This is a genomic window from Spirosoma liriopis (assembly GCF_023196085.1).
In the GTDB taxonomy this organism is placed as follows: Bacteria; Bacteroidota; Bacteroidia; order Cytophagales; family Spirosomataceae; genus Spirosoma; species Spirosoma oryzicola.
Window position 1 is genome coordinate 79,740 of the sequence record NZ_JALPRF010000004.1, and the last position, 23,394, is coordinate 103,133.

Sequence of the window (23,394 nt, forward strand, 5' to 3'; positions counted from 1 at the left end):
TTAATTACTGTACAAAAGTAGAGCGGCTACTAAACGCAGTATTGAAGAAATGCGACAAGTTTGAGTCGAAGCAGTCAGAAGAAGCCGTTATATTGCATCTAGTCCGTGAAGTTTACTGACTAGATTTTTACGTATATATTCGCTGTATGAAAAACAGACCGGACGCTAAAAAGCGCAGCAAATCCGAAATAGTACCCGTGCAAGCATCAGCCTTGAGCAATAACTTATCGCATCTGCGAAGTAAAGTAGCGGACTATTTTCAATCCGGTCTGGAAGGCTCGGCAAACACGCGACGCGCTTACGCTGCTGACCTGCGCCATTATCGCCAGTGGTGTACCGATCACCAGCAACTACCGTTACCGATATCGCCTGAAGCGCTTTGTGCGTACTTAGCCTTTACCGCCGAAACCGACAAATGGGCTACAATCCAACGGCGATTGTCAGCGATTCGCAAATTACATCACTTGCAAAACGCTGACTTTCCCGCACAGGATCGCCACGTACAGACGGTATTGGAAGGTATTCGACGCACCATTGGCGTTCGTCAGCACCAGGCCCCCGCCTTTTCCATTGATGAATTTCGCTCGGTTATTCAACGATTAGACGTGAACGAATTACAGCAGTTGCGCGACAAATTGGTGTTGCTGCTTGGCTTTACGGGTGCTTTTCGCCGTTCCGAACTGGTAGCGCTCAATCTTGAAGATCTGACTTTCTCAGCCGAAGGGGCCATTATCCGCTTGGGAAAAAGTAAGACTAACCAATACGGCGATCACGAAGAAAAGGCCCTTTTCTGCCACCCGGATCCTGACTTGTGCCCAATCGAAACGCTTCGTCACTGGATGAACCAACGTCCCGAACGGGGTCCCCTACTCGTCCGCCTGCGCAAGGGTTCAGAGCCGGGTTTTGTTAGACTCACCAACGAGCGGTTGTCGGACAAGAGCGTAGCCCGGATTGTTAAACACTATCTGGGTGATGACTATTCAGCCCACTCGCTTCGAGCCTCCTTTGTCACGATTGCCAAACTGAACGGTGCTGATGATCTGGAGATCATGCAACAGACCAAGCACAAAACGAGTACAATGATCCAGCGTTATACACGCGTTGACAAAATAACACGCTACAACGCCGGTAAAAAGTTAGGTCTTTAGACAGCCACTAGATTTAATGCCGCAAAAAAATAAGCCTAGAAGAACTGATAGTCTTCTAGGCTTATTTCATTAACAATTACTTGGCAGACACTATTGCCAGCCGCCACCCAACGCCCGGTAGATATTAACCATGGCCGTCATTTGCTGCATTTTGGTTTCGACTAGGTCAAATCTCGATTCCAATGCATCGCGTTGGGTAAACAATACTTCTGAGTATTCAGCCCGCGCGGAATTGAACAGGTTATTCGAGATGTTGATCGATTGGGTAAGTGCTTCCACCTCTCTCGATTTCACGTCGTAACTCTTTTCCAGATTACTAATCTTTGACAGTTGATTGGCAACCTCAATGTACGCGTTCAGAATCGTACGCTCGTAGTTGTAAACGGCCTGAATCTGCCGGGCGTTAGCACTGTAATACGTGGCGATGATCGCATTCTTGTTGATCAACGGACCAGCAATGTCGCCAGCCAGCGAAAAAAGTAATGATTCAGGCGTTTTCAGGATGTACGCCGGGTTGAATGCCTGATAACCAATACCAGCGGAAATTCCGAGTGATGGGTAGAACCGCGCTTTGGCTACTTTAACATCCAGCTTAGCGGCTGCCAGATCCTGTTCGGCCTGTCTGATGTCAGGTCGATTGGCCAGTAGCTGCGATGGAATTCCGGCCTGGATCGTAGTAGGTACCAACGTGTTGAAATTCTGCGAGTTTCTAACAACCGGCTGCGGATAACGACCTACCAGAAAATTGATCCGGTTTTCTGTTTCCACAATCCGTTGCAAAATGTTGTACTGAAGATTCTGCGTGTTCAGCACCTGCGCTTCAAATCGACGCACAGCCAGTTCAGTAACCCGGGTCGCTTCTTTTTGCTGCCTTACTATTCTGAGCGCATTGTTCTGAATATCGATGTTCTGTCTGACAATCGCCAACTGGTTATCGAGCGCCAACAACTCGTAGTACGACGTTGCAATCTCAGCGATGATGTTCGTGATCGTGAAATTTCTTCCCTCGTTGCTCGACAGATACCGGTTGATGGCCGCCTTTTTGGCGTTGCGTAGCTTATGCCAGATATCGACCTCCCAGTTAGCGTAGAGCCCTGCGTAATAATTCGGCAGCGGATCAGGAATCTCTTTACCCGGCTTCATTTCTGCGTTAGCCTGCGCTGCGCCCAAAAGCGTATAGCGACCAACTTTGTCAACGCCCGCTCCCCCTCTGAGTCCAACGAAGGGGCGATATTCCCCTTGTCTGGCTCTTATTTCGTTGCTGGCAATCTGAATCTCCTGAGCCGTAATGTTCAGTTCCTGGTTGTTTCTTATCGCCGTGTCAATAAGAGCTACCAGATTGGGGTCGGTGAAAAAATCTCGCCACTTAACCTTTCCGGTGTTGGTAGAGTCCTGTGAGTTGTTGTAGCTCACAGGAACGGATCTGTTTTCTGTTTTTGTAACCAGTGCCGGGGTTTTACATGCCGTTATTAGCAACGGCATGCAAGCTACTCCCAGACATCTGTATATAAGCCTCTTAAGCATGATCAGTACTTTCTTCTGTTACAGGAAATGAGTCTAATTGATGGACCAGATTTTCGGTTAGAGATTCATCCTCTTCCCCCTTAATCAGCTTCCGGCCATCAGCCAGACTACCGAATATGTAGTACAAACCGGGGATGATAACGACCCCAAAGACGGTTCCAAATATCATACCACCCATGGCAGAGGCACCAATCGTGCGGTTACCGATGGCACCGGCTCCCCTGGCGAGGATCAGCGGAATCAGACCAGCTACGAAAGCGAACGAGGTCATCAGAATCGGGCGGAAACGAACCTTGGCTCCTTCGATGGCTGCGGCTAGTATCGTTTCACCTTGCTGTCGCTTCTGAACAGCAAACTCCACGATCAGTACGGCGTTTTTACCCAGCAAACCAACCAGCATGATCAGACCGATCTGTGCGTAGATGTTGTTTTCCAGCCCCATCAGCTTCAGCAGGAAGAACGATCCAAATATCCCAACCGGCAGCGAAGTCAAGACGGCGAGCGGAATAATGAAGCTTTCGTATTGGGCAGCCAGTACCATGTACACAAAGGCTACCACAATCAGGAACACATACAAAGTCTCGTTACCCCGCATCGATTCATCGTACGAAAGACCCTCAAAGGCAATATCATACCCTTTCGGTAAGGTCTTGGCAGATACTTCCCGGATGGCTTTGATGGCGTCTGCCGTGGTATACCCTTTGGCTGGTAAACCCTGAATAGCCGACGAGTTGTACAAGTTGAACCGGGTAATCTCGTTAGGCCCCTGCCCTTTCTTCAACTTCATGAAGGCTGAATAAGGCACCATTTCGCCCGCGTCATTTTTCACGAAAAGCTTTAGAATATCAGATGGCAGTCTTCTGAAGCTCGGATCGGACTGTACGTACACTTTAAAGAACTGGTTGAATTTAATGAACCCTTGTTCGTACGTACTACCGATCAGGATGTTCAGGTTGTCCATCGCTTTACCGATAGACACGCCTTTCTGCATGGCCAGGTTGTTATCAATTTCCAGTTCGTACTGCGGATAGTTGGCCGCGAAGAAGGTGAATAAGCCGGTCAACTCTTTCCGTTTGCCCAGATCTTCCATGAACTGCTTGTTGACTTTGTCAAACTCGCGATAGTCCGTATCGGTGTTCTTATCCAGCAGACGCATCGAGAAACCACCCGATGAACCAAAGCCAGGAATGGCTGGTGGTTCGAAGAATTCGACGGTCGCTCCCAGGTTTCTGGACTTACCTTCTAGCTCTTCCATAATCTCCTTCACGTTCTTATCACGTTGTGACCAGGGTTTCAGGTTAATCAAACACGTACCAGCGTTCGAACCCCGACCTTCAGTCATGATCTCGTAACCGGCCAGCGACGATACCGACTCAATTCCAGGAACCTCTTCGCAAATTTTCTGAAGTGATCGCGAAACCTGATTCGTTTTTTCGAGCGTCGTACCCGGAGGGGTCTGGATGATCGCATAGATCGTACTCTGGTCTTCGTTTGGAATAAATCCGGCGGGAAGAATCTGATTCTCGTATACAATACCGGCGCAGAACGCAGCCAGAATAGCGAAGGTGATCACTCGGCGGTTAACGATCAGTTTTAACAAGCCTACGTACCAGCCGGTCATCTTATCGAATCCCCGGTTAAAGCTATCAATCGCCCGAGTCAGCGGATTTTTCTTCTGAACGTGTCCATGATGATTTTTCAATAACATGGCACACAATACCGGCGTGAGCGTCAAGGCGATCAAGGCCGAAATCACAATGGAACTTGCCATCGTAATCGAGAACTGACGGTAGAACGTACCAACCGGTCCCGACATAAAGGAGATGGGCAGGAACACCGACACCATGACCAGCGTAATCGCGATAATAGCTCCGCTGATTTCGCCAAGCACTTGTTTGACCGCTCCGAAGGGACTTAGATGAGGCTTTTCTTCCATTTTGGCGTGAACGGCCTCCACCACCACAATCGCATCATCGACCACAATACCAATAGCCAGTACAAGAGCAAAGAGCGTGATCAAGTTAATGGATAGCCCAAACGCCTGAATCACGAAGAACGCGCCAATCAACGATACCGGAACCGCAATAATCGGGATAAGCGTCGAACGCCAGTCGCCCAGGAACAGGAATACGACAAGGGCCACCAGCAGAAACGCATCCCGTAGTGTATCGATTACCTGCTCAATAGACGCATCCAGGAATTGAGAAACGTCATAACTGATTTTATAATCGACGCCCGGCGGGAAAGAGGCTTTCATGACCTCCAGCTTCTGTTTTACCTCTTCAATAACTTCGCTGGCGTTACTACCGTAGTTCTGACGGAGTACGATAGCCGCTGAAGGGTGACCATCCAGATTGGAATAGATGTTAACGAATTCACTACCCAGTTCAACCCGGGCAATATCTCTCAGGTGAATACTTTCCCCGGCGGAGTTGGCGCGGATAATAATTCCTTCGTACTCTTTCGGATCACTGTATCGTCCCTTATAGGTAAGCACGTACTCCAGCGATTGAGCGGCAATACCTGAGCTTTGTCCCAGACGGCCTGGTCGCCCGATGATGCTTTGCTCACCCATTGCTTTCATTACTTCTTCCACCGATACGTTGTAGGCCCGCATACGGTCTGGATCTAACCACACCCGCATGGCGTACCGGCGGCTACCTAATATCTGCGCTCTGGCTACCCCTTTTGTCCGTTGGATTTCAGGGATCATTTTAACCGTAGCGTAGTTGAACAGGAATTTCTCGTCAATACCTTTCTCCTTGGCGTAAAGGTTGACGTACATCAACATACTAGGCTGAACAGGTGTGATAATAACCCCTTCCCGCTGAACAAGTTCTGGCAGCAGTGGCATTACCTGGTCAACCCTGGTTTTAACCCGGACAACGGCATCGTTCGGGTCCGTACCCGGTTCAAAAATAATCCGGAGAGTAGCCTCGCCCGCGCTGGTTGCATCCGTAGCGATGTAGCGCATGTCCTGAACCCCGTTGATCGCCTGTTCAAGCGTAATCAGCGTCGATTTAACCAGTACGTCCGCACTCGATCCGGGATAGTCAATAAATATGTTTACGGTGGTTGGGGCAATATCCGGAAATTGAGAAACCGGAAGTTTCTCGATAGCCAGTACGCCGATGAATACGATCATGATCGAAATCATAATCGCGAATACTGGCCTGCGAATGAATTTTGTGAACATGTCTTCTGCTTTTTTAAACGATCAGATTACTCGGCGTACAGCCCCAGATTGGCGATGACAGAAGCGGGCTGCTGATACTTATAGGCAATTTTTTCATTCTCTTTCACCTGACGTAATCCTTCCAACAGGATCTTGTCGTCTTTTTTCAGACCAGACCCAACAACGAAGATGTGTGGCATTTCGGCGGCTATCGTGATTTCTCGCGACTGAATCTTGTTGTCCTTGGTGATCACATACACATACTTTTTCTCCAGTACTTCGAAAGTGGCTTTCTGCGGAATGATCATAGCGTTCTTCATCGGCAAAGTCATCTGAATGTTGCCGGTTTCACCATGTCTCAGTAAGCTATTGGGGTTCGGGAAGGTAGCCCGGAACGCGATGTTACCGGTTTCGTTGTTGAAGTCAGCCTCAACCGTTTGTACTACGCCTGGGTATTTAAAAAGCTGTTGGTTCGCCATCAGCAGGTTTACACTATTCAGATTTTCCTGCTGAGCGTGGGTTTTGTAGTTCAGGTACTCCGCTTCCGGCACATTGAAATAGACCCACATTTTGCTGTTGTCCGAAAGCGTGGTTAACAGGTCACCCTCGTCAACCAGACTACCCAATCGTACCTGGAAGTGGTCCATGATCCCATCGAACGGTGCTCTTACTTCCGTGAAACCTAAGTGAACTTGTGCCAGAGACACTTCCGCTTTTGCTTTGTCTAATTTAGCTTTTGATAGAGCCAATTCATTTTTTGAGACAATGTTGCTATCGGCGAGTTGCTTTGTGTTTCTGAATTCAACATTGGCAAAATTGGCTTCGGCTTCAGCTTTCTGTAGTTCCGCCTGGTATTGCACCGGCAGGATTTGAAACATCAACTGACCTTTCTTGACGTACTGTCCTTCGTCTACAAAAATCTTTTGCAGATACCCTTTTTCCAGCGCCCGTAATTCGATGTGCTGGATGGAGCGGATTTGACAGACATAGTTATTCGTGATCGTCGTGTCTCTTAGCAGAGGACTCGTGACCGAATATTCCTTTTCTTCTTCCTTTTCTTCTTCTTTGTGCGAACAGCTTATGGTACCAAACAAGGCACATACGCTTAGGAGAACGAGGATTCTTTTCATAAGAACCTGAGGTAACATGGCTAAATAGTAGGGGTTTGTATTATTAGATGGTATTACTTTGAAGCAGTACGCTGGCTTACAACCGCTTTGCCCGGCGGGGGGGCATTGGGAGCTTGTTCTAATTGACGAAGCAAACTGTCTTTTTGCTGATTGGCTCGTTCACACTCAGAAAGCTGCTGTTCCCAAACCACATCGTCTACCGAATGGCTTAAGTTACCCAGTTCGTATTCGTAAATGCTTCGCTGGTGGCTTTGCTCATACAGCAGGAACCCATTGAACGCCAATGAAAGAGCCAGTGCCAGCCCAAAGCCGTATAGCAAAATCGAAGGGAAATACCGACGCTGCATACCTTGTGTCTGTGTTTATTGACACAAAAGAAGTTTAGCGGTATTAAAACGATGTAAAAAGGAAATTAGAAGATATTAGAAAAATTTAAAGTATAACTCGGTTACATAGCAGAAACCGCTCCCCTTATCAATAATATTATATTTTATATTCTAATGCGTCAAATGAACCCACGTCTTTTGCGCTTTTATTCGTCCCAATGGCAAAGTACAGACCCGATATTATTAATTTCTAATGGACTTTGTAGCCTATCTGTAATTCTTTATTAAAGGAGCCAATCATAGTTAAATTGTTTTTACAAACAAGAAATATACTGTATATCAGATAGTTACCATTTCAATAAACGTGGTTCTGCTTTTTCATCGCTATTGTGAATAAGTATTTTTGGTCGTTAAAATTTATATGTATTAAAATGAAATTAAAGCAGAGCCAGCTAATCACGGCTGAATGGGCAAACTAATCGTAACGGACGTTCCTTTGTTCACATTCGAACTGATTTGCAGACTGCCCTGGTGTAGATCAATTATCTTCTGCGTTACAGCCAGACCGATCCCGTAACCAGGCACGTCATTTACATTCTCACCTCGGTAAAGAGGATCAAGTATATGAACGGCATCCGTTTCCGAAATGCCTCTCCCCTGGTCAGTTACGGTCACAATGATCTGCTCATCCCGTGATTTAAGTTGCACAGCAACCGGTTCGCTCGAGTATTTACAGGCATTATCAAGCACGTTCAAAAAAGCAGTAGTCAGCAATGTCGCATTGCCTTTCACCGTAAATGATTCATCCTCGCTTGTTACAAATTGGAGCGGCAGACTTCGGCCCGGATACTTGGTTTGTACTTGCCCAATCGCCGTAAGCAGGCAATCGTCTACCTGAACGGCGGTCAGGGCAACAGTTCCGTCAGTAACCTTAGCCAGACCAAGCAAACCATTCGTTAGGATGATTACTTTTTTCAGTTCATCAACGGCTATTTCCATACTGTGACGCCATTCGATTGGGTCCTGATCGTAACGAAGGGATGTTTCCAGAGTTCCCAAGGTGTTGGTGAGTGGTGTGCGCAATTCGTGGGAAGCATGAGAGACAAAACTGCGTTGCGAAACAAACGCGTCTTCCAGGCGGAAAAGCATTTGGTTGAACGTCATGGCGAGTTGAGCGATTTCATCCCGGCGATTTCCTTCGTTTACCCGCTTGTGCAGATGCGTAGCCGTGATTTGCTCTACCTCGTCTACGATTTGCGAAATAGGCTTTAGCACACGCCCGGAAAAGTACCAACCAGCTAGTACAATCAGCGTAAAGCCCAGCAAATTTGACAGCAGCGTGATCTGTTGTAAGGCACTCAGTTTGGCAAAGCCGATCCGGTCGTAACCAGAGGCAAAAATATAAAATTGTTGTCCCCGATCACGGTATGGTATGACGATGGACTCCAGATGACCGCTTCTAAATTCAACCATGGAATTGGTAGCCAGCAACGGGATCTTTTCTTTGTAATAGTCCGATTCTTTTAGTGTCCGATTCGTAAATACCAGATTATGCTGGCTATTGTAAATACTGATTTGTTCCTCTACGATGGTGAGCAAATCGGTACGCACCATGTTTTTAAAAAAATCGTCGTGCAGGTGACGCCGGGAAATAAGCACTCGACCGGCCACACGAGCCTTTCCCTCCAACCTGCTGAAAAATTCTTCCTGTCGATACAGTGAATAGAAGTACAATACCAGCAGCGACAGCGTGATTTGGATAGCCATCGCCAGCAAGGTAAAAATAATCGTTAAACGGTTTCGGATAAGCATGAAATGCTATTGGCAAGTAGACCGATTGATAACTACGCGAAAAGCTACGACTGCCCTATTAGTACTGGTTAACCCTCACGAAGCACGTACCCCATTCCTACAATGGTGTGTAACAGTTTGGGCGAGAATCCTTTGTCTATTTTCTTTCTCAGATAACTCACATATACATCAATAACGTTGGTACTGCTGTCAAAATTCAGGTTCCAGACCTGCTCACTGATATCAATCCGCGAAACAATTTTCCCTTTGTTGAGCATCAGGTATTCTAACAAAGCGTATTCCCTGGTAGTCAAATCGAGACGTTCACCAGCCCGTGTTGCGGTTTGAGTATCCAGATTCAATTCCAGATCGGCCAGTCGAAGTACCTGCTTCTGCTTGGTACCACTCCGGCGCGTCAACGCTCTGACCCGTAAAAGCAGTTCCTGAAATTCAAATGGCTTGGCTAGGTAGTCGTCTGCTCCGGCATTGAAACCATCTGATTTATCAGCCAGACTATCCAGCGCGGTTAGCATCAGCACGGGTACGGCTTCATTTTCCGAGCGGATCATGCGACATAGCTCAATACCGTTTATGTGCGGCAGATTGACATCCAGTATAATGATTCCGTACTCATCCCCGCGAAACAAGGACAGTCCAATTCGGCCATCATAGGCAATCTCGACTTCGTAACCCTCGGCCGACATACCTTTCCGGATAAAAGAGGCCAACCGCTCTTCGTCTTCAACTAAAAGGATTTTCATGCAAACGATATTGGTTGATTGTAGCTCACTGTTGGCACCAGGTTGAGCGGCTCGTTTTAGGCCTTAATTTGCGTTAAGAATACATCTTTGTTTTGTTCTCGAACATTTCCGCTTCCAGATCTAGTCGAGTATGGTCCCAAGTCTTGTATAATGCGAGAAATACAGGCGTGGCCAAAACCTTTACTTATTACCGCTTAAGCATACCGTACTGGCTATTTCTGTGATGACGCATTTAATCACATCAATGGTCAAAACGTAGATGGCATAAAGGTAGACATTACTTTTATCTTTGGCTTGCTTCAGGTAGTTACCCATTCGAATACCGTGCCCTATTTGACTAGCTGTTGAGTAGGTCTTCTTTGTGGTACGCTTAGCTTTTAGACGAGAAACCATCCCGAACGTTCTGTGCGATTTATGAAGAGATTTTTTCACTACAGCATCCTTTTTGTACTGTTGGCTGGACTTCTGTTCGCGTTCCGACCCCAGCTTCAGCCACCGGGTAAACCGAGTGTGAATAAGCCTAAAAACATCATTTACATTCTGGCCGACGATCATCGATACGATTTCATGGGCTTTACTGGCAAAGTAGCCGGTCTAAAAACGCCCAACCTCGACCGACTTGCTAACGAAGGCGCTCATGTGCGTAATGCCTTTGTCAGTACCGCTCTTTGCTCACCCAGTCGTGCCAGTATACTAACCGGACAGTACGCTCACACGCATAAAGTGGTCGATAATTTTGCCCCATTGACACCCGGTCTAAAATTCTTTCCTCAGTATCTTCAGCGAGCCGGGTACAAGACCGCGTTTTTAGGTAAGTGGCACATGGGCAACACCGACGACGCCCCCCAGCCTGGGTTTGACTACTGGCTTAGCTTCAAAGGCCAGGGCGTCTACTACAACCCAACGTTCAACATTAATGGCAAACAGGTTGCTCACGGTGACAGTAGCTATACCTCGGATCTACTAACGGACTATGCGTTAAAATGGCTGAACTCGCTTCACAAAGACAAACCGTTTTGTATGTATTTATCGCACAAAGCGGTTCATTCAGAGTTTCAGCCAGCCAAACGACATCGAGGTATGTATCGTGATGTGCCCATCAATTACCCACAAACGATGTACCTGACGGCTTCGGATACCAGTAAAATTTGGGGTCCGAAGCCATCGGTAGTTCCAGAAGGTAAGTCGCTAAAGGTTAATATGGCCGATATGCCGAACTGGGTCAAGCAACAACGTTACAGCTGGCATGGCGTCGATTATCTGTATCACGGATCGATTAGCTTCAACGACTTTTATCGTCAGTATTGCGAAACGCTCATGGGTGTCGATGACAGCGTAGGTCGAATTCTAAAATGGCTGGAAGATAACGGCCTAGCCGAAACGACGATGGTGGTTTATATGGGCGACAATGGATTCAGCTTCGGCGAACGCGGTCTGATTGATAAGCGACACATGTACGAAGAATCGATGCGGGTACCTTTACTGGTGCGTTGTCCGGCTGTTGTGAAGCCTGGTACTAAGCTAGAGCAAGTGATTCAGAACATCGATATTGCTCCGACGTTTCTGGCTTATGCGGGTTTACCAAAACCAGCGCAAATGCAGGGTAATTCCTTTTTACCATTCTTAAAAGGTCAGTCCGTTCCCTGGCGTGACCGGGCTTTTTACGAGTACTACTGGGAAGCCGATTTCCCTCAAACGCCTACCATGTTTGGTGTCAGGAATGGCCGGTACAAGTATATTTTTAATCATGGCGTATGGGATGCCAACGAACTGTACGATCTACAGACCGATCCGCAGGAAGTGAATAATCTGATCCGCAGTAAGGAGCATCAGGAGATTGCTAAGGATCTACGTAACCAAGTATTCGACTGGCTTGAGTCTACGAACGGCTTACAAATTCCCCTCCACCCGATTCGTCAAAAACGCTTTGATCACCGCTACCAAGGTACCTACTAAGCGCACTTTGGGTAGTCTATGATCAGCCCGAAAGTCAAACCATTTGATTTGCTGTAGGTTACATTTCATAAAACAACCGAAAAACAGGTATGGACAAGAAAGTAACGGCTTTAGCGGGGATTGCCCTGGGGGCCACTCTCATTGCTAGCGCTAGTTTTGGCATCTACAAATGGATAAAAAACAAAACCGGCAACAGCGCCGAATCTAGCTCAGCCGTGTCGGCGGGCAACACTGTCGGAAACAAATTCTCTGGTGGCTTCCTTGGTAATGGGCTGGTTAAAAGCAACAGCTTGTACGGGGGTGCTACGAACGGCCTTGTCGGCGGAGGGTTATTCAAGGGTTAGCCTATAAAGTGTTATTCGAATAGTACAGAGGGTCGATGAACCGTAGTCTTTTCATATCACGGTAGGTCAACTACAGATTTCATCGTATACTCGTCTGTGCAGCCTGAACGGCGTCGTGAAGTTGGTTTCTTTAAGCCATTTTCACGACGCCGTCTGATGTATAAGCTAAGAAGGTAATGACCCAAGAGGCTACAATCGTCATCGTGTAGCTACTCTGACGTATCACGAGTTAAAAAGGTCAAGGGCATAAGGGACATTTTGACCCTTATGCCCTTGACCTTTTTAACTTTTATTATTCCAGTTATTCACCTTTTTGAAGCAAGCGGGCGTATTTGATCAGCTGTTCGCAAATCTCCGTTGTATTTGCTTCGTCGCTTTCTAACTCAGTAACCAGTTGACGAAGCTTGTTTTTTAACTCAGTAAATTTTCGGTTTGGGGTTGCATCAGTGGGTTTGCTTGTTGCACTGGCGACCTGACTTAGCTGCTCTAGTTTCGCTAAATCCCCGATGGCTTCAATTTCTTTATCAAGCTGCCCTGCCCGCTGTACTAACGATTTATCTACTTTTATTTTGTTCGATAAGATGTCTTGCTTGAAAGCTGGCGTTAATCGCTCCAGGCCCTGAGCAAATGCCGCGTCTCGTTTTATCGTCTTTTCGCTTACGTTAAACTGCTTGCCTAACCGATGAGCCGTTGTCTCGCGCGTCTTCTCATCCGTCCCGTTTTGGCCTACCTCTGACCCATCTGACTCATAAAGGTCATTTTGACCCTTTTGCTCTTCACGGTCGTATTTGCCTTTTCCCTGCTTTTCCCGGAGATAGCGTAAGCCTCGTAAATACGATACCTGTTCGGGAGTCAGATTGCGACGGCCTAGCTGATTATCGATCATAAAGAACTTTACCTCCTCGAGGGAAGGAAAGCTCATGAGATGTACTTTAAAATCCAGCTTGTTTCGCTGACAGATCTCATACCGATTGTGCCCGTCAATAAGCACATAAACCGGTCCAGATGTTTGGGATTCCGGGAGTTGATCGCTTGTGGCTTCCCAAACCAACAGAGCTTCCCGACAGCCATTCTTCTGGATGTTTTCTTCTAATTGCTTGTATTCATCTGGTAAGAGAGGAGGGATATAAGCCGCCAATTCGGGTAAAACCAGGATGTGCTGTTTTATATCCTCATGCCGAAGCAAACTTTGATCTTTAATGATCATTTTTGTGGCAAGAGCCGCTTGATATTTCTTTGTCATAGCAGACGTAGTAACAGGAATGCTGTTGATCGAATCAGTGGACGTTTTGACGAGTTAATTCCAGCGCCAGACTACGGTAGTCGGCAGCACCATGCGAATCTTTAGCGTAAGTGAAAATATCTTGCTGGGCAATCTGCGATTCTTTTAACGCCACGTTTAGCCGAATTTCCGTGTTAAAGATTGTGAAGTTTGTGAGCACCCCGCTCCGGATGTAATTAAGCATATCACGGTGGACGTTCAGGCGTTTATCCACCAACGTCAGCACGATTCCCTCCACGGTTAGTTCATGGTTGATTCGGTCGCGAACCTGAGTAATGCGCTCAAATAGGTTGTTAATTCCTTTCATCGCGGACGCTTCAGGTTGCAGCGTAATAAGACAGGATGTCGAAGCTACCAGCGCCGAGTTGGTAAATATATTCAGGGCGGGTGGGCAGTCGATCAGAATGTAATCATACTGCGCGCGCAAACCCGCAATGACGTTCTTTAGCTGATTAACTCCCCCAACGGCCTGTACTAACTCGAGATCGGCATTGGCCAGTTCTAGATCGCTCGGAGCAAGGTCAAAATTGTCAGTGATACGTACGATAGGCAGCGATTCATTACCCAACAACGCATTTACAACCTGTTTTTGTGGTTCTTCGACTCCTAAGACCTGCGATAAATTACCCTGGGAGTCTAGGTCGATCAGCAAAACTCGCTTTCCTAAGATTGACAAAGCACGCCCTAAATTTAAGGTCGTCGTCGTTTTGCCAACACCGCCCTTGTGATTCGCAATAGATATAACTTTTGCTTTTCGGGCTGAAGCATCGGTATAACCGTACTTCTTCAGGATGGGGTATAATGCAGCTAAATGCTTCGCATTTAGGATACGACCACCTGTCAACGCTTTGGTGAGTGTTGTAGTGGGTATACCGGCCTCCTGTTCAATCACGGAAGCGGATATGGCAGGGTTATGCTGAAAGAATGTTAGGACGTCAGCGTTGGCAATCATAGTTTAACAAGCTATTTCGCCTTAATTATAGGACAAATATATAACTATGTCAAAAAAAATTGACAAAGCGACAGTACTTCAACTACTACAGCGCTTCCTGATATTCCTAATTCATTGCTATTGAGCAAGGTCTTGTTTAATTGCGAGGAAAGTACCGTCGCGGAAAAATGCATTCATCCCGCGTTAACGACCCGTTCGTTTTGAAAGCTTTTTTTAAAAAAATTAACCAAACCCTGCTATTAACCTAATTGGCTTGTATTAATTTTTATTACCTATTAACTATTAAGGGCTCTGTAACTAGTTGATTTTCATGGCCTTATAAGGTCTAATTGCGAGGAAAGTACCGTTAATTGCGAGGAAAGTACCGTCCAGCTGCGAGGAAAGTACCGTCAACTACGAGGAAAGTACCGTCTAATTGCGAGGAAAGTACCGTCTAATTGCGAGGAAAGTACCGTTAGTGCGAGGAAAGTACCGTCAACTACGAGAGAAGTACCGTTAGTACAAGGAAAGTACCGTCAATTGCGAGGAAAGTACCGTTAGTGCGAGGAAAGTACCGTCATTGCGAGGAAAGTACCGTCTAAATGGTTACTAGAGGGTATGAGCGTGACAGATGCGAGTAAGTTGCGAAACACTCGTAACAACTACGAGGAAAGTACCGTTATATACGTTCTAACTCTTTCTTGCTAGATTTTTTACAAGCTAATTCGTGCTTCAACTACGAGGAAAGTACCGTCATTGTGGCGAAATAGCGCTTCTGATATGGATAAAATAGTGGAGTAAAGGATAGCTTTTGCTTAACCACGGGGTTTTACTCGCAATACTATAAAATGCGAAGCCGGGTCTTGTTAGTCGAAAAAAGTTGCTTACTCAAGGGTATTTTTTAGCTTTGTAAAAAGCCTTTTATCGTATGGCTAAAAGCACGAAGGCATCGGGCTCTCAAACCGAGTTATTTAGTAACGACTCCGATTTTTTGGAAGCCGATCGGCGGGCCACCAGCCGCCAACTCCGGCAAGATAGCATAGTTGCTCAGCATAATGATTTGATTCGAGCCCGCTATGAGATGTCTTTGCTGGAATCACGCTTGTTTATTTGTTTGCTGGGCCGTATTGACCGTAAGGATAAAGATTTTTTGCTCTGCCGAATTCCGGTTTCTGAGTTATACCCGGACGAAAAAGTAGGAGGAAAGGCGTACGCGCAAGTTCGGGAAGCCGTCATTCGTTTAGCCAGTCGGGTCATTCACGTAGAAAGCATCGATGAAAATGGTCGACGGGAGATTGTCAGCAACCCACTCATGGCAACCTGTCGGTACAAAGAAGGGTCAGGCTACCTGATTGCGCAGTTTAATAACTTTGTAAAGCCATATCTGCTCGAACTTCAGGGAAACTTTACGGTGGCAGAGATTCAAACGCTGCTTGGGTTCCGGAGCTTCTATTCCTATCGCCTGTACTGGTTATTGAAATCAGCCGCGTTTCATCACGAAACCATAAAGCTGGAGCTGTCATCGCTCAAAAAGACGCTCAATCTGGAACAGCGCTATCAGAACTTTGCCGACTTTAAACGCTTTGTGCTAGACATTGCCAAGCATGAGCTGAGTATAACGGATATGGCGTTCGACTACAAACAGCTTAAAGATGGTCGTGCCGTTACAGCTCTGTCGTTTCACTTGCTAAGACCGGCGGTCGTTACCCAGGATGATATAAAACTTCCTGAGGGTACGCAGCAAACGCTTACCGAAATAGGCTTAAGCCTTAAATCCCTGAGTGATATAAAGCTGCGGTTTCAGCAGGGAGGGCTTCCTGAAGATTATCTGCGGTTCGTGATTCATTATTACCAGGAGGCTAAAAAGAAAGGTCGGCTTAAATCACTGGCCGGGGCAATCTACAAAGCGTTGATGACGGATCAGCTTCGTCAGGAATTTCAGCTCTGGCAAGCGAACCAGCCTACGTATCACGCTCCCAAAGCAACCCATAAGACGGCTAAAGTTGAAATGATTCCGCTCGATGTGTTGCGCGAACAATTTGAGTCGTTGTCCACCAAAGGCTTGGCGGAGTATGATACATTCGAAGCCTATCTGGATTGGATGTTAAGCCAAGCTATGTACGACATGGACGTGATTGATGGAAAAGAAGTATTGGTTTATACCGAACCAGCTACCGACGCACCAAAAGCCTAGCGACAACTTCCGAAGCAGATGAATAAATTCCAAACCCATTCAAACAAAGCGGGGTGACTTTCGAAAAAGTCACCCCGCTTTGTTTACGATCAGCTCTTCGACTACACGAGAGTAGCGTCAACAGTGATGTTGGTATTGAACAACTTCGAAATCGGGCAGTTGTGCTCAGCGTGGTCAACCAGCTCATCGAATTTTGCCTGATCGAGGCCGGGAACGCTTGCTTTGAGAGTTAGTTTAGAACTGGTGATGCCTCCGTCTTCGAGCGTGATGGCAGCCTGTACATCGAGCGAATCAGCGGCAAAACCAGCTTGCTGAATATTAAATGCTAGTTGCATCGCAAAGCAGCCAGCATGAGCCGCGCCAACCAGTTCTTCTGGATTCGTCCCAACACCATTCTCAAAACGAGTGTTGTATGAATACTGTGTCTGGTTCAATACAGTGCTGGCAGTACTTACCGTACCTTTACCATCTTTTCCAGTTCCTGTCCAGTGAGCCGATGCATTACGGGTAATTTTCATAAACTTGTGAGTTAACTTGTATAGTGGTTTGTTTTTGATAGGTCAAAGGTAGCCGGTCGAACGCAGCTACTTTTTCACCTATGTTAAAAAATAACCAAGGTCATCACAAAGGAGCCTAAATAAAATATTGTGTGGTCTAAATTCTGCTTAGCCCGACTTATTCACAGGCTTCGCTTATAATTCACAGCGATGGTTTCTGCTCAGCATCCTATTTTACACGATAAACTACAGCAGTTTGCGTTACTCTCGGAAGAAGACATTCGTTTAGGAAGCGAGTTCTGGTCTTTACGAACAATTGCCAAGCACGAGTTTTTTAATTTTCGTAACTCGGTCTGTCGGTACGTCGGTTTTATTGTGAAGGGACTTTTTCGTGTCTACTACATGGACCCTAAGACGGAGCAGGAGCACAACCTGTTTTTTATCTCCGAGAATATGTTCCTGACAGCGCTAAAGAGCCTGCTAACACAAACAGCTTGCCCTTATAACATTGAAGCTCTGGAAGACGCCGAATTGCTGGTTATTCAGCATGATCATTTGTTACGACTCTATCCGCAATCGCACGGCTGGGAACGGTTCGGACGTGTTCTGGCCGAGCAATACCTGATGCTTACGCAAGGTCGGTCAGAAAGCTTACTAACCCAGTCGGCGGAAGAGCGGTACATCGATCTAATAACGAATTACCCAGATTTGGTAAACCGCGTTTCTCTGGGTCATATTTCTTCCTACTTGGGCATCAAGGGACCGTCACTGAGCCGCATAAGAGCACAGATGGCTCATAAGCTGTAATCGACTACACCAGACGCTTGTTTCGTGTAGTCGATTAGCGGACAAATTAAGCTAGAGCCATTCCCACGCACTTTGGTAAGCATCGAGGTTTTCGGCGTAAGTGATAAATTCGCTGTAGAAGGGAAGACCTGCCAGTGTAGCACTGTCGCCAACAATGACCAGTTTCTTGCGGGCACGGGTCATCGCTACGTTCATCCGGCGAATATCTGACAGGAAGCCAATGATTCCTTCCGCATTGCTTCTGGTCATGGATATGTACACAATGTCACGTTCCTGCCCCTGGAAGCTGTCAATCGTGTTGATGGATATGTGTGAACGATAGGGCAGGAGCGAGGGCGTGTTTGAAAGGGCTTCGTTCAGAACGCTCAACTGCTGCTTGTAGGGCGAGATGATGGCCACACTCGGAAAGTTTTGTGGCGTATACACGTCAGAAAGCGCTTCGGTCAACTGGGCAAAATGCTTCATCAGTAAAGCCGCTTCTTCGGGATTCGTTGAGCTTGTACCGTCCAGCTTTTCGTCAAATCCACAACCTGCCGTATCAACAAAGACAAGTGAGCTATCGCCCGGAAAAAGAGAATGACTGGCGACTGAAACGTGTGCTTTCACTTGATTACCGTAGAATACCTGGGATGAATACCCCATGATGTGTTCGTGCATTCGGTATTGTTCGTCCAGCAGGCTTACGGCTTCGGGATGTACCGTCACGCATTTTTCCAGCAGGGTAGTGCTCAACCCATTTCTGGCGGCTTCGGCCGATTTGACAGTTGGCGACAATTGGCAGTGATCACCTGCCAGAACAACCTTTTGCGCTTTTAATATCGGTATCCAGCAGGCAGGCTCCAAAGCTTGTCCCGCTTCGTCGATAATAACCGTATGAAAGTTTAAATGACGAATGGTATGGTGATTCGCCCCAACCAGTGTTGCCGTAATCACCTGCGCCTGCGTTGTAAGTTCGTCAATGATGTATTGCTCCGTATTGGCTACCTCCTTCATAATCCGGTGCGCTTCATCGAAGAGCGCTTTTCGCTGATCACGCTCGGCTTTGCCAAAATTTCGTTTGTATTTGTGCGCCATGTTTCTGAACTCATTGGCCTGCTTCTTAAGCTTTTTGGCCTCTTTCATCAACCGGTGTTCCGACAATTTATGATCAAGAGTCAGTGACACCAATCGTTCCGAAACGCGGGCTGGATTACCCACTCGGAGTACGTTCAGACCGAGTTGATCCAGTTTTTCGCTCAATAAATCAACAGCCGTATTGCTGGGAGCGACAACCAACAGTTGTTTGTGATCCCGTTGTAGCAACGCGCGAATAGCCTGAACCAAGGTTGTTGTTTTGCCGGTGCCCGGAGGGCCATGCACGATAGCTAGCTCATTCGCCGTCACTATTTTTTCGACTGCTTTTTGCTGGCTGGGGTTCAGCTGGGGAATAAACAGTTCAGGGGCTTCAGGGTGAAAAGTAGGCGACTGCTGGCCGGTCAGAATCTTTACCAGCCTATCCTGGGGCGGTTCGCTGATGGAATTAGCCGTTTTCAGGGCCTCCTCCATCTGATCGTACGTTGAGTCGTCAAAGAGTAACTCCACGCCTAACTTTCCATCGCGTGACCAGTCGGGCAGTTCATCAGTGAGTAACGTAATTTTAAGCCGGTTTCCGCTTTGGTACGAAACAGTACCTTCGACCCGATCATTCTTAAAATCATGGTTGCCGAACAACATAGCAGGTACGCCCGCCCGAAACTGGTGGGACAAATCCTGGTGCGTAGTTCGTTCAACTTCAACGGTTAAATAATCACCCCTACTCATTTCCGATCCTCTGATAGCGATTGGATACCAAGTCAGGCCGTTGCTTCTGCGCTCACTTATAGAGGTCGCTTCCGTAAGGATTGTATATTGATTTCGGTCTTCTTCCCGTTCAGTCTTTACTAAATCAAGTAGTTTTTTAAAGTAATTCATTCACAAAGTAAGCTAATCGTTAGCTGAGAGTAGAGCCAGGCAAATAATCATTGACCGGGCTTGCGATAGATTAGGTTGATCCGTTCCGACCAAATTAAGGCTTCCATGCAACAGTTGACGCATCATTTCCGTCATTTCATGGCAGTTACAGTAGCAGGTTAGGCACGACATGTCAACCTTTGTTCTATTGCTTATAGCCCGCTATAGTAAAACAACTGTTCCATTCACTAGTTCATCTATAGAAAAGAGTCCATTATTTGCGGACAATAAATAAAGTTACTCGCGGTGATTTGCATTAATCAACGTTTTATTTGTAACTTTTAATCGAAATTGGTACAAGGAGCATAATATGAACCAGACCACGGCCGATTGGGTGTGATTTAGAATCTTTAACACATCGTTTCGCCTGATTCAATTGCCGGTTTTCTCCAGTACAATGCTACTTTTTTTGATTGTTCCGTAGGGGAAGACGACTGGATAGCTGTCTTCCTTGTGCTTAACACAAACTCAGACGAACCGCTAACCTCCTAGGCGTATGTTATTCATAAAATGGTTTAGTATCGTCCTGCTTGGATTTCTATCAGACTCAGCGCCACAGTCTTTGACGTACGATATTGTGGTCAACGACCGGACCGTAGGGCAGATGCAGGTTGCAACATTGCCAACTGCCAGCGGCCTGCAATATCAGGTCAACGCCGATGTGCGGATGCATATACTGGGCGAGCGACGGATGATCACCAATTTCACGAGTACGTATCAGAATAATCAGCTTACGGAGGCTCGGTTCCACGATCAGCTTAACGGAAAAACCCGTCACGATGCCCTTGTCCGTTGGGACGGCGCGGCTTATCGGATCAAGGTTAATGGTGAGCAGTCGCAACTCGCAAATAGACGGGTTACCTACAGCACCGCCAGCTTATACGCGCAGGAACCGCTAGGTATTCGGGAGTTATTTTCTGAACGATTCGGCCAGTTTTGTTCGATAAAGCCTTTAGCAAATCACACGTATGAACTGACAATGCCTGATGGACGCAAGAATCGCTATCATTACGTCGAAGGAATTTGCCAGAAAGTAGAAGCGCAGCAAGCCTTATTTGATGTTCAATTCCGTCTTCGACGGAATTAAGGTAAGCAATTATTACACCTAACAAAAATGGATTGTACTACCAGTACAATCCATTTTTGTTGGAAACACCTGAGTAACGCTGAATCAGTTTGGTGTAGCAAGAACGCGCACGACTACGCTTGATGGAGTCTGTGGTGAAACGTAAACGCGGTGCGTCGCCTTTTGAAAATCTCCTTCGGTAGCCTGATAAATGTTGACAAATTTTTGTGGATTACGGTCAACCAGCGGAAACCAGGAGCTTTGTACCTGTACCATTAGCTTATGGCCTTTCTTGAACGTATGAGCGGCATCCTGCATATCGAATTTTACTTCCGTGACTTCGCCTGGTTTCATCGGTTCGGGTTTTGAAAAACTGTTGCGGAATTTAGCCCGCATCACTTCTCCCCGTACCATCAGTTGAAACCCACCCATCTTCGTACCGGCAATCGGGCTATTATTTGGGGCGTTGTTTGGGTATACGTCGATCAGTTTGACAACAAAATCAGCATCCGTGCCTGTCGTAGAGACAAATAGATCGGCCATCACATTCCCCGAAATAGTAACGTCTTCCGTTAGCGTGTCCGATTCGTAAACCACTACGTCGGGCCGGGTAGCCGCAAAGCGCTGATCTTCGTACATAAAATCACTGCCCCGAACTGTTCTGATTTCAGCGGTGTAAGGAACAGGCTTCTTCGGATCACTCACGTATTCGTCGTACGAAGGCTGACTGTTCCGGGGAGCTTCGAAAGAAAGTTTACCGTTTGGATGAAAGTAAAGCTTTTTTTCCTGAGCGGCTTTAGGTGGCCATTGATCGTATTTTTTCCACTGATTCGAGCCGGTTTCAAAAATATACGCTTTGGGGAGTTGCGGATCGGGTTTGTCTTTCAGGTAATGATTGAAAAACGGGAATTCAATCGTTTCCCGGTAAAAAGGAGCCGTCTTCGACTCAAAGACAATATTACCCAATGATTCCCCCGTTGAGCGCGACCATCCGCCATGAATCCAGGGTCCCATGACCAGTAAATTAGGCGATTTGGGACTGTTGCGTTCGATACCCGCATAGGTCTTGAGCGGACCGTATAAGTCTTCCTGGTCAAACCAGCCGCCAACTGTCAGCACCGCCGGTTTAATGTTTTTGAGATGGGGTACGGGAGTACGCGCCTGCCAGAACTCATCGTACGATTCATGGTCCATCATTTCGTTCCAGATCGCGTTCTGCCCCTTAAAGAAGCGCTCATTGACGTTTTTGACGGGACCCAGGTTCATGTAAAAGTCATAACCGCTTGGCGTACCGTAAGCCGAGAAACCAGGGCTGTTTTTCGGGGTAGGAGTGGGTCGTGGCTGACCGTAGGAAGACAAAAAAGCGAATGTTCCCATCAGAAAGAAAGCACCATTGTGGTGTCTGTCATCACCCATAAACCAGTCGGTTACCGGGGCTTGTGGGGAAGCCGCTTTCAAGGCTGGATGGGCATCGATGATGGTAGTCGTGGTATAAAATCCCGGTGCCGATATGCCCCACGTACCGACGCGACCGTTATTGTTCGGAATGTTCTTCAGCAGCCAATCGATGGTGTCGTACGTATCCGAAATTTCATCAACATCGGTTTTCTTTTTTTTATTGGGTATGTACGGGCGGACAGCAACAAAATCGCCCTCTGACATGTACTTGCCCCGTACGTCCTGATAAACGATGATATAGCCATCGCGGGCAAACAGCATCGAAGGACCGATTGATGTTTTATAGTTGTTTTCACCATAGGGCGCTATGCTATAGGGGGTTCGATCCAGCATGATCGGGTAGTTCTGGGATGTGTTTTTAGGGACGTAGATTGATGTGAACAGCTTGATCCCGTCGCGCATTGGTATCATTCGTTCCATCTTCGTGTAATTCTCCCGGATATAAAGCGAGTCTTCTTTCGATGTCCTCGTTTGAGCCGATACGGGTTGAGTCAGCAAAAAAAGTAAAAAACATAAAATACTGATTAGGGTCTTGTACTGCCTGCTGATGAATGAATAGCGAATAAGCTTCATGGTTTTAGGAGAAGTAGCTTGGCAAAAAGGATTAACAGGGGAGCCTTGCCAACGGTAGAAAATGAAGGGCCAGACTAAAGAAATGAAATACGTTAAATTGTAGAGGTTGAACGTGGAAGGTAAATTATAGAAGTACTATTTGCAATAAAATTTCATGATTTATAAAAATAGTAACAGTTTATTTTAAAAGATTTCAATTTTACTCACTGTTTCGTGAGCGTGTTTTCAATTGTCCAGTGGTAAATGTACAGAAGTTGAAATAGCTAATGGTCGTGTTGTCACTTGCTGATACCGAACACTAAACAAGAAAGCTTAACCAAACGAACGGGTCAACTTTGTTTTCACTGTCTGACCTACTTAGTTGATATCGTATAGGTCTTCCCCGTCTTTCATTCAGCAATTTTTGTCAGTTGTGCAAAAAAGATATGTACTAAGTAGTAAC

Annotated in this window: 17 protein-coding genes; 6 read left to right on the top strand and 11 right to left on the bottom strand. The window is 46.6% G+C overall.

Features of this window, described 5'->3' with window-relative positions; all coding sequences use genetic code 11:
• Positions 1–146 precede the first annotated feature (146 nt).
• Positions 147–1,148, top strand: coding sequence for a site-specific integrase (locus M0L20_RS22635; RefSeq protein ID WP_248479252.1), 1,002 nt, complete (start codon positions 147–149; stop codon positions 1,146–1,148).
• 90 nt (positions 1,149–1,238) lie between these two features.
• Here M0L20_RS22635 and M0L20_RS22640 read toward each other — a convergent pair whose 3' ends face one another.
• The 6 genes from M0L20_RS22640 to M0L20_RS22665 form a co-directional block, all read right to left on the bottom strand.
• Positions 1,239–2,672, bottom strand: a complete 1,434-nt coding sequence (locus M0L20_RS22640; protein WP_232563033.1) for a TolC family protein — start codon at positions 2,670–2,672, stop codon at positions 1,239–1,241.
• Positions 2,665–5,868, bottom strand: coding sequence for an efflux RND transporter permease subunit (locus M0L20_RS22645; protein WP_248479254.1), 3,204 nt, complete (start codon positions 5,866–5,868; stop codon positions 2,665–2,667). Before M0L20_RS22645 ends, M0L20_RS22640 begins: the two co-directional genes overlap by 8 nt.
• A 26-nt stretch (positions 5,869–5,894) precedes the next feature.
• The gene (locus M0L20_RS22650) at positions 5,895–6,977 is read right to left on the bottom strand and encodes an efflux RND transporter periplasmic adaptor subunit (protein WP_232563031.1); all 1,083 of its coding nucleotides are present in this window, start codon (positions 6,975–6,977) and stop codon (positions 5,895–5,897) included.
• A 53-nt stretch (positions 6,978–7,030) separates the two neighbouring features.
• Positions 7,031–7,324 (bottom strand): hypothetical protein, encoded by a 294-nt coding sequence (locus M0L20_RS22655; protein ID WP_232563030.1) that lies wholly within the window; start codon positions 7,322–7,324, stop codon positions 7,031–7,033.
• A 435-nt stretch (positions 7,325–7,759) separates the two neighbouring features.
• Positions 7,760–9,115 (bottom strand): sensor histidine kinase, encoded by a 1,356-nt coding sequence (locus M0L20_RS22660; RefSeq protein WP_248479255.1) that lies wholly within the window; start codon positions 9,113–9,115, stop codon positions 7,760–7,762.
• A gap of 68 nt (positions 9,116–9,183) precedes the next feature.
• Positions 9,184–9,855 (bottom strand): response regulator, encoded by a 672-nt coding sequence (locus tag M0L20_RS22665; RefSeq protein ID WP_248479257.1) that lies wholly within the window; start codon positions 9,853–9,855, stop codon positions 9,184–9,186.
• A 414-nt stretch (positions 9,856–10,269) separates the two neighbouring features.
• Here M0L20_RS22665 and M0L20_RS22670 point away from each other — a divergent pair, with 414 nt between their 5' ends.
• Together M0L20_RS22670 and M0L20_RS22675 are read left to right on the top strand one after the other, a co-directional pair.
• Positions 10,270–11,811 carry a sulfatase family protein gene (locus tag M0L20_RS22670; RefSeq protein ID WP_248479258.1) on the top strand — a complete coding sequence of 514 codons (1,542 nt, stop codon included), beginning with the start codon at positions 10,270–10,272 and terminating at the stop codon, positions 11,809–11,811.
• Positions 11,812–11,900: 89 nt separating this feature from the next.
• Positions 11,901–12,155, top strand: a complete 255-nt coding sequence (locus M0L20_RS22675) for a hypothetical protein (RefSeq protein ID WP_248479259.1) — start codon at positions 11,901–11,903, stop codon at positions 12,153–12,155.
• Between the two features lie 301 nt (positions 12,156–12,456).
• On the opposite strand, the gene M0L20_RS22680 is transcribed toward M0L20_RS22675, so the two are convergent.
• Positions 12,457–13,398 (bottom strand): ParB N-terminal domain-containing protein, encoded by a 942-nt coding sequence (locus tag M0L20_RS22680; protein ID WP_248479260.1) that lies wholly within the window; start codon positions 13,396–13,398, stop codon positions 12,457–12,459.
• A gap of 34 nt (positions 13,399–13,432) precedes the next feature.
• Complete coding sequence (locus M0L20_RS22685) at positions 13,433–14,389, bottom strand: ParA family protein (protein WP_232563024.1); 957 nt, start codon at positions 14,387–14,389, stop codon at positions 13,433–13,435.
• Between the two features lie 907 nt (positions 14,390–15,296).
• On the opposite strand from M0L20_RS22685, the gene M0L20_RS22690 reads away from it, so the two are divergent.
• Positions 15,297–16,562 (top strand): replication initiation protein, encoded by a 1,266-nt coding sequence (locus tag M0L20_RS22690; RefSeq protein WP_248479261.1) that lies wholly within the window; start codon positions 15,297–15,299, stop codon positions 16,560–16,562.
• Between the two features lie 101 nt (positions 16,563–16,663).
• Here the strand turns inward: M0L20_RS22690 and M0L20_RS22695 are convergent, their stop codons facing one another.
• Positions 16,664–17,080 carry an OsmC family protein gene (locus M0L20_RS22695; RefSeq protein WP_232563022.1) on the bottom strand — a complete coding sequence of 139 codons (417 nt, stop codon included), beginning with the start codon at positions 17,078–17,080 and terminating at the stop codon, positions 16,664–16,666.
• Between the two features lie 189 nt (positions 17,081–17,269).
• Between M0L20_RS22695 and M0L20_RS22700 the strand changes: the two genes are divergently transcribed.
• On the top strand, positions 17,270–17,866 hold the full coding sequence (locus tag M0L20_RS22700) for a Crp/Fnr family transcriptional regulator (RefSeq protein ID WP_232563021.1): 597 nt from the start codon (positions 17,270–17,272) through the stop codon (positions 17,864–17,866).
• A 51-nt stretch (positions 17,867–17,917) separates the two neighbouring features.
• On the opposite strand, the gene M0L20_RS22705 is transcribed toward M0L20_RS22700, so the two are convergent.
• Positions 17,918–19,816 carry an AAA domain-containing protein gene (locus tag M0L20_RS22705; RefSeq protein WP_248479262.1) on the bottom strand — a complete coding sequence of 633 codons (1,899 nt, stop codon included), beginning with the start codon at positions 19,814–19,816 and terminating at the stop codon, positions 17,918–17,920.
• Positions 19,817–20,351: 535 nt separating this feature from the next.
• Between M0L20_RS22705 and M0L20_RS22710 the strand changes: the two genes are divergently transcribed.
• Positions 20,352–20,942, top strand: a complete 591-nt coding sequence (locus M0L20_RS22710; RefSeq protein ID WP_248479263.1) for a DUF6134 family protein — start codon at positions 20,352–20,354, stop codon at positions 20,940–20,942.
• Between the two features lie 84 nt (positions 20,943–21,026).
• On the opposite strand, the gene M0L20_RS22715 is transcribed toward M0L20_RS22710, so the two are convergent.
• Positions 21,027–22,952, bottom strand: coding sequence for a CocE/NonD family hydrolase (locus M0L20_RS22715; protein WP_248479265.1), 1,926 nt, complete (start codon positions 22,950–22,952; stop codon positions 21,027–21,029).
• Positions 22,953–23,394 lie beyond the last annotated feature (442 nt).

What these genes read in the sequence shown, in the direction of transcription:
- M0L20_RS22655 (WP_232563030.1), bottom strand. Translation starts at nt 7,324, where the DNA reads ATGCAGCGTCGGTATTTCCCTTCGATTTTGCTATACGGCTTTGGGCTG.
- M0L20_RS22660 (WP_248479255.1), bottom strand. Translation starts at nt 9,115, where the DNA reads ATGCTTATCCGAAACCGTTTAACGATTATTTTTACCTTGCTGGCGATG.
- M0L20_RS22680 (WP_248479260.1), bottom strand. Translation starts at nt 13,398, where the DNA reads ATGACAAAGAAATATCAAGCGGCTCTTGCCACAAAAATGATCATTAAA.
- M0L20_RS22665 (WP_248479257.1), bottom strand. Translation starts at nt 9,855, where the DNA reads ATGAAAATCCTTTTAGTTGAAGACGAAGAGCGGTTGGCCTCTTTTATC.
- M0L20_RS22675 (WP_248479259.1), top strand. Translation starts at nt 11,901, where the DNA reads ATGGACAAGAAAGTAACGGCTTTAGCGGGGATTGCCCTGGGGGCCACT.
- M0L20_RS22690 (WP_248479261.1), top strand. Translation starts at nt 15,297, where the DNA reads ATGGCTAAAAGCACGAAGGCATCGGGCTCTCAAACCGAGTTATTTAGT.
- M0L20_RS22700 (WP_232563021.1), top strand. Translation starts at nt 17,270, where the DNA reads ATGGTTTCTGCTCAGCATCCTATTTTACACGATAAACTACAGCAGTTT.
- M0L20_RS22710 (WP_248479263.1), top strand. Translation starts at nt 20,352, where the DNA reads ATGTTATTCATAAAATGGTTTAGTATCGTCCTGCTTGGATTTCTATCA.
- M0L20_RS22695 (WP_232563022.1), bottom strand. Translation starts at nt 17,080, where the DNA reads ATGAAAATTACCCGTAATGCATCGGCTCACTGGACAGGAACTGGAAAA.
- M0L20_RS22685 (WP_232563024.1), bottom strand. Translation starts at nt 14,389, where the DNA reads ATGATTGCCAACGCTGACGTCCTAACATTCTTTCAGCATAACCCTGCC.
- M0L20_RS22705 (WP_248479262.1), bottom strand. Translation starts at nt 19,816, where the DNA reads ATGAATTACTTTAAAAAACTACTTGATTTAGTAAAGACTGAACGGGAA.
- M0L20_RS22650 (WP_232563031.1), bottom strand. Translation starts at nt 6,977, where the DNA reads ATGAAAAGAATCCTCGTTCTCCTAAGCGTATGTGCCTTGTTTGGTACC.
- M0L20_RS22670 (WP_248479258.1), top strand. Translation starts at nt 10,270, where the DNA reads ATGAAGAGATTTTTTCACTACAGCATCCTTTTTGTACTGTTGGCTGGA.
- M0L20_RS22645 (WP_248479254.1), bottom strand. Translation starts at nt 5,868, where the DNA reads ATGTTCACAAAATTCATTCGCAGGCCAGTATTCGCGATTATGATTTCG.
- M0L20_RS22635 (WP_248479252.1), top strand. Translation starts at nt 147, where the DNA reads ATGAAAAACAGACCGGACGCTAAAAAGCGCAGCAAATCCGAAATAGTA.
- M0L20_RS22715 (WP_248479265.1), bottom strand. Translation starts at nt 22,952, where the DNA reads ATGAAGCTTATTCGCTATTCATTCATCAGCAGGCAGTACAAGACCCTA.
- M0L20_RS22640 (WP_232563033.1), bottom strand. Translation starts at nt 2,672, where the DNA reads ATGCTTAAGAGGCTTATATACAGATGTCTGGGAGTAGCTTGCATGCCG.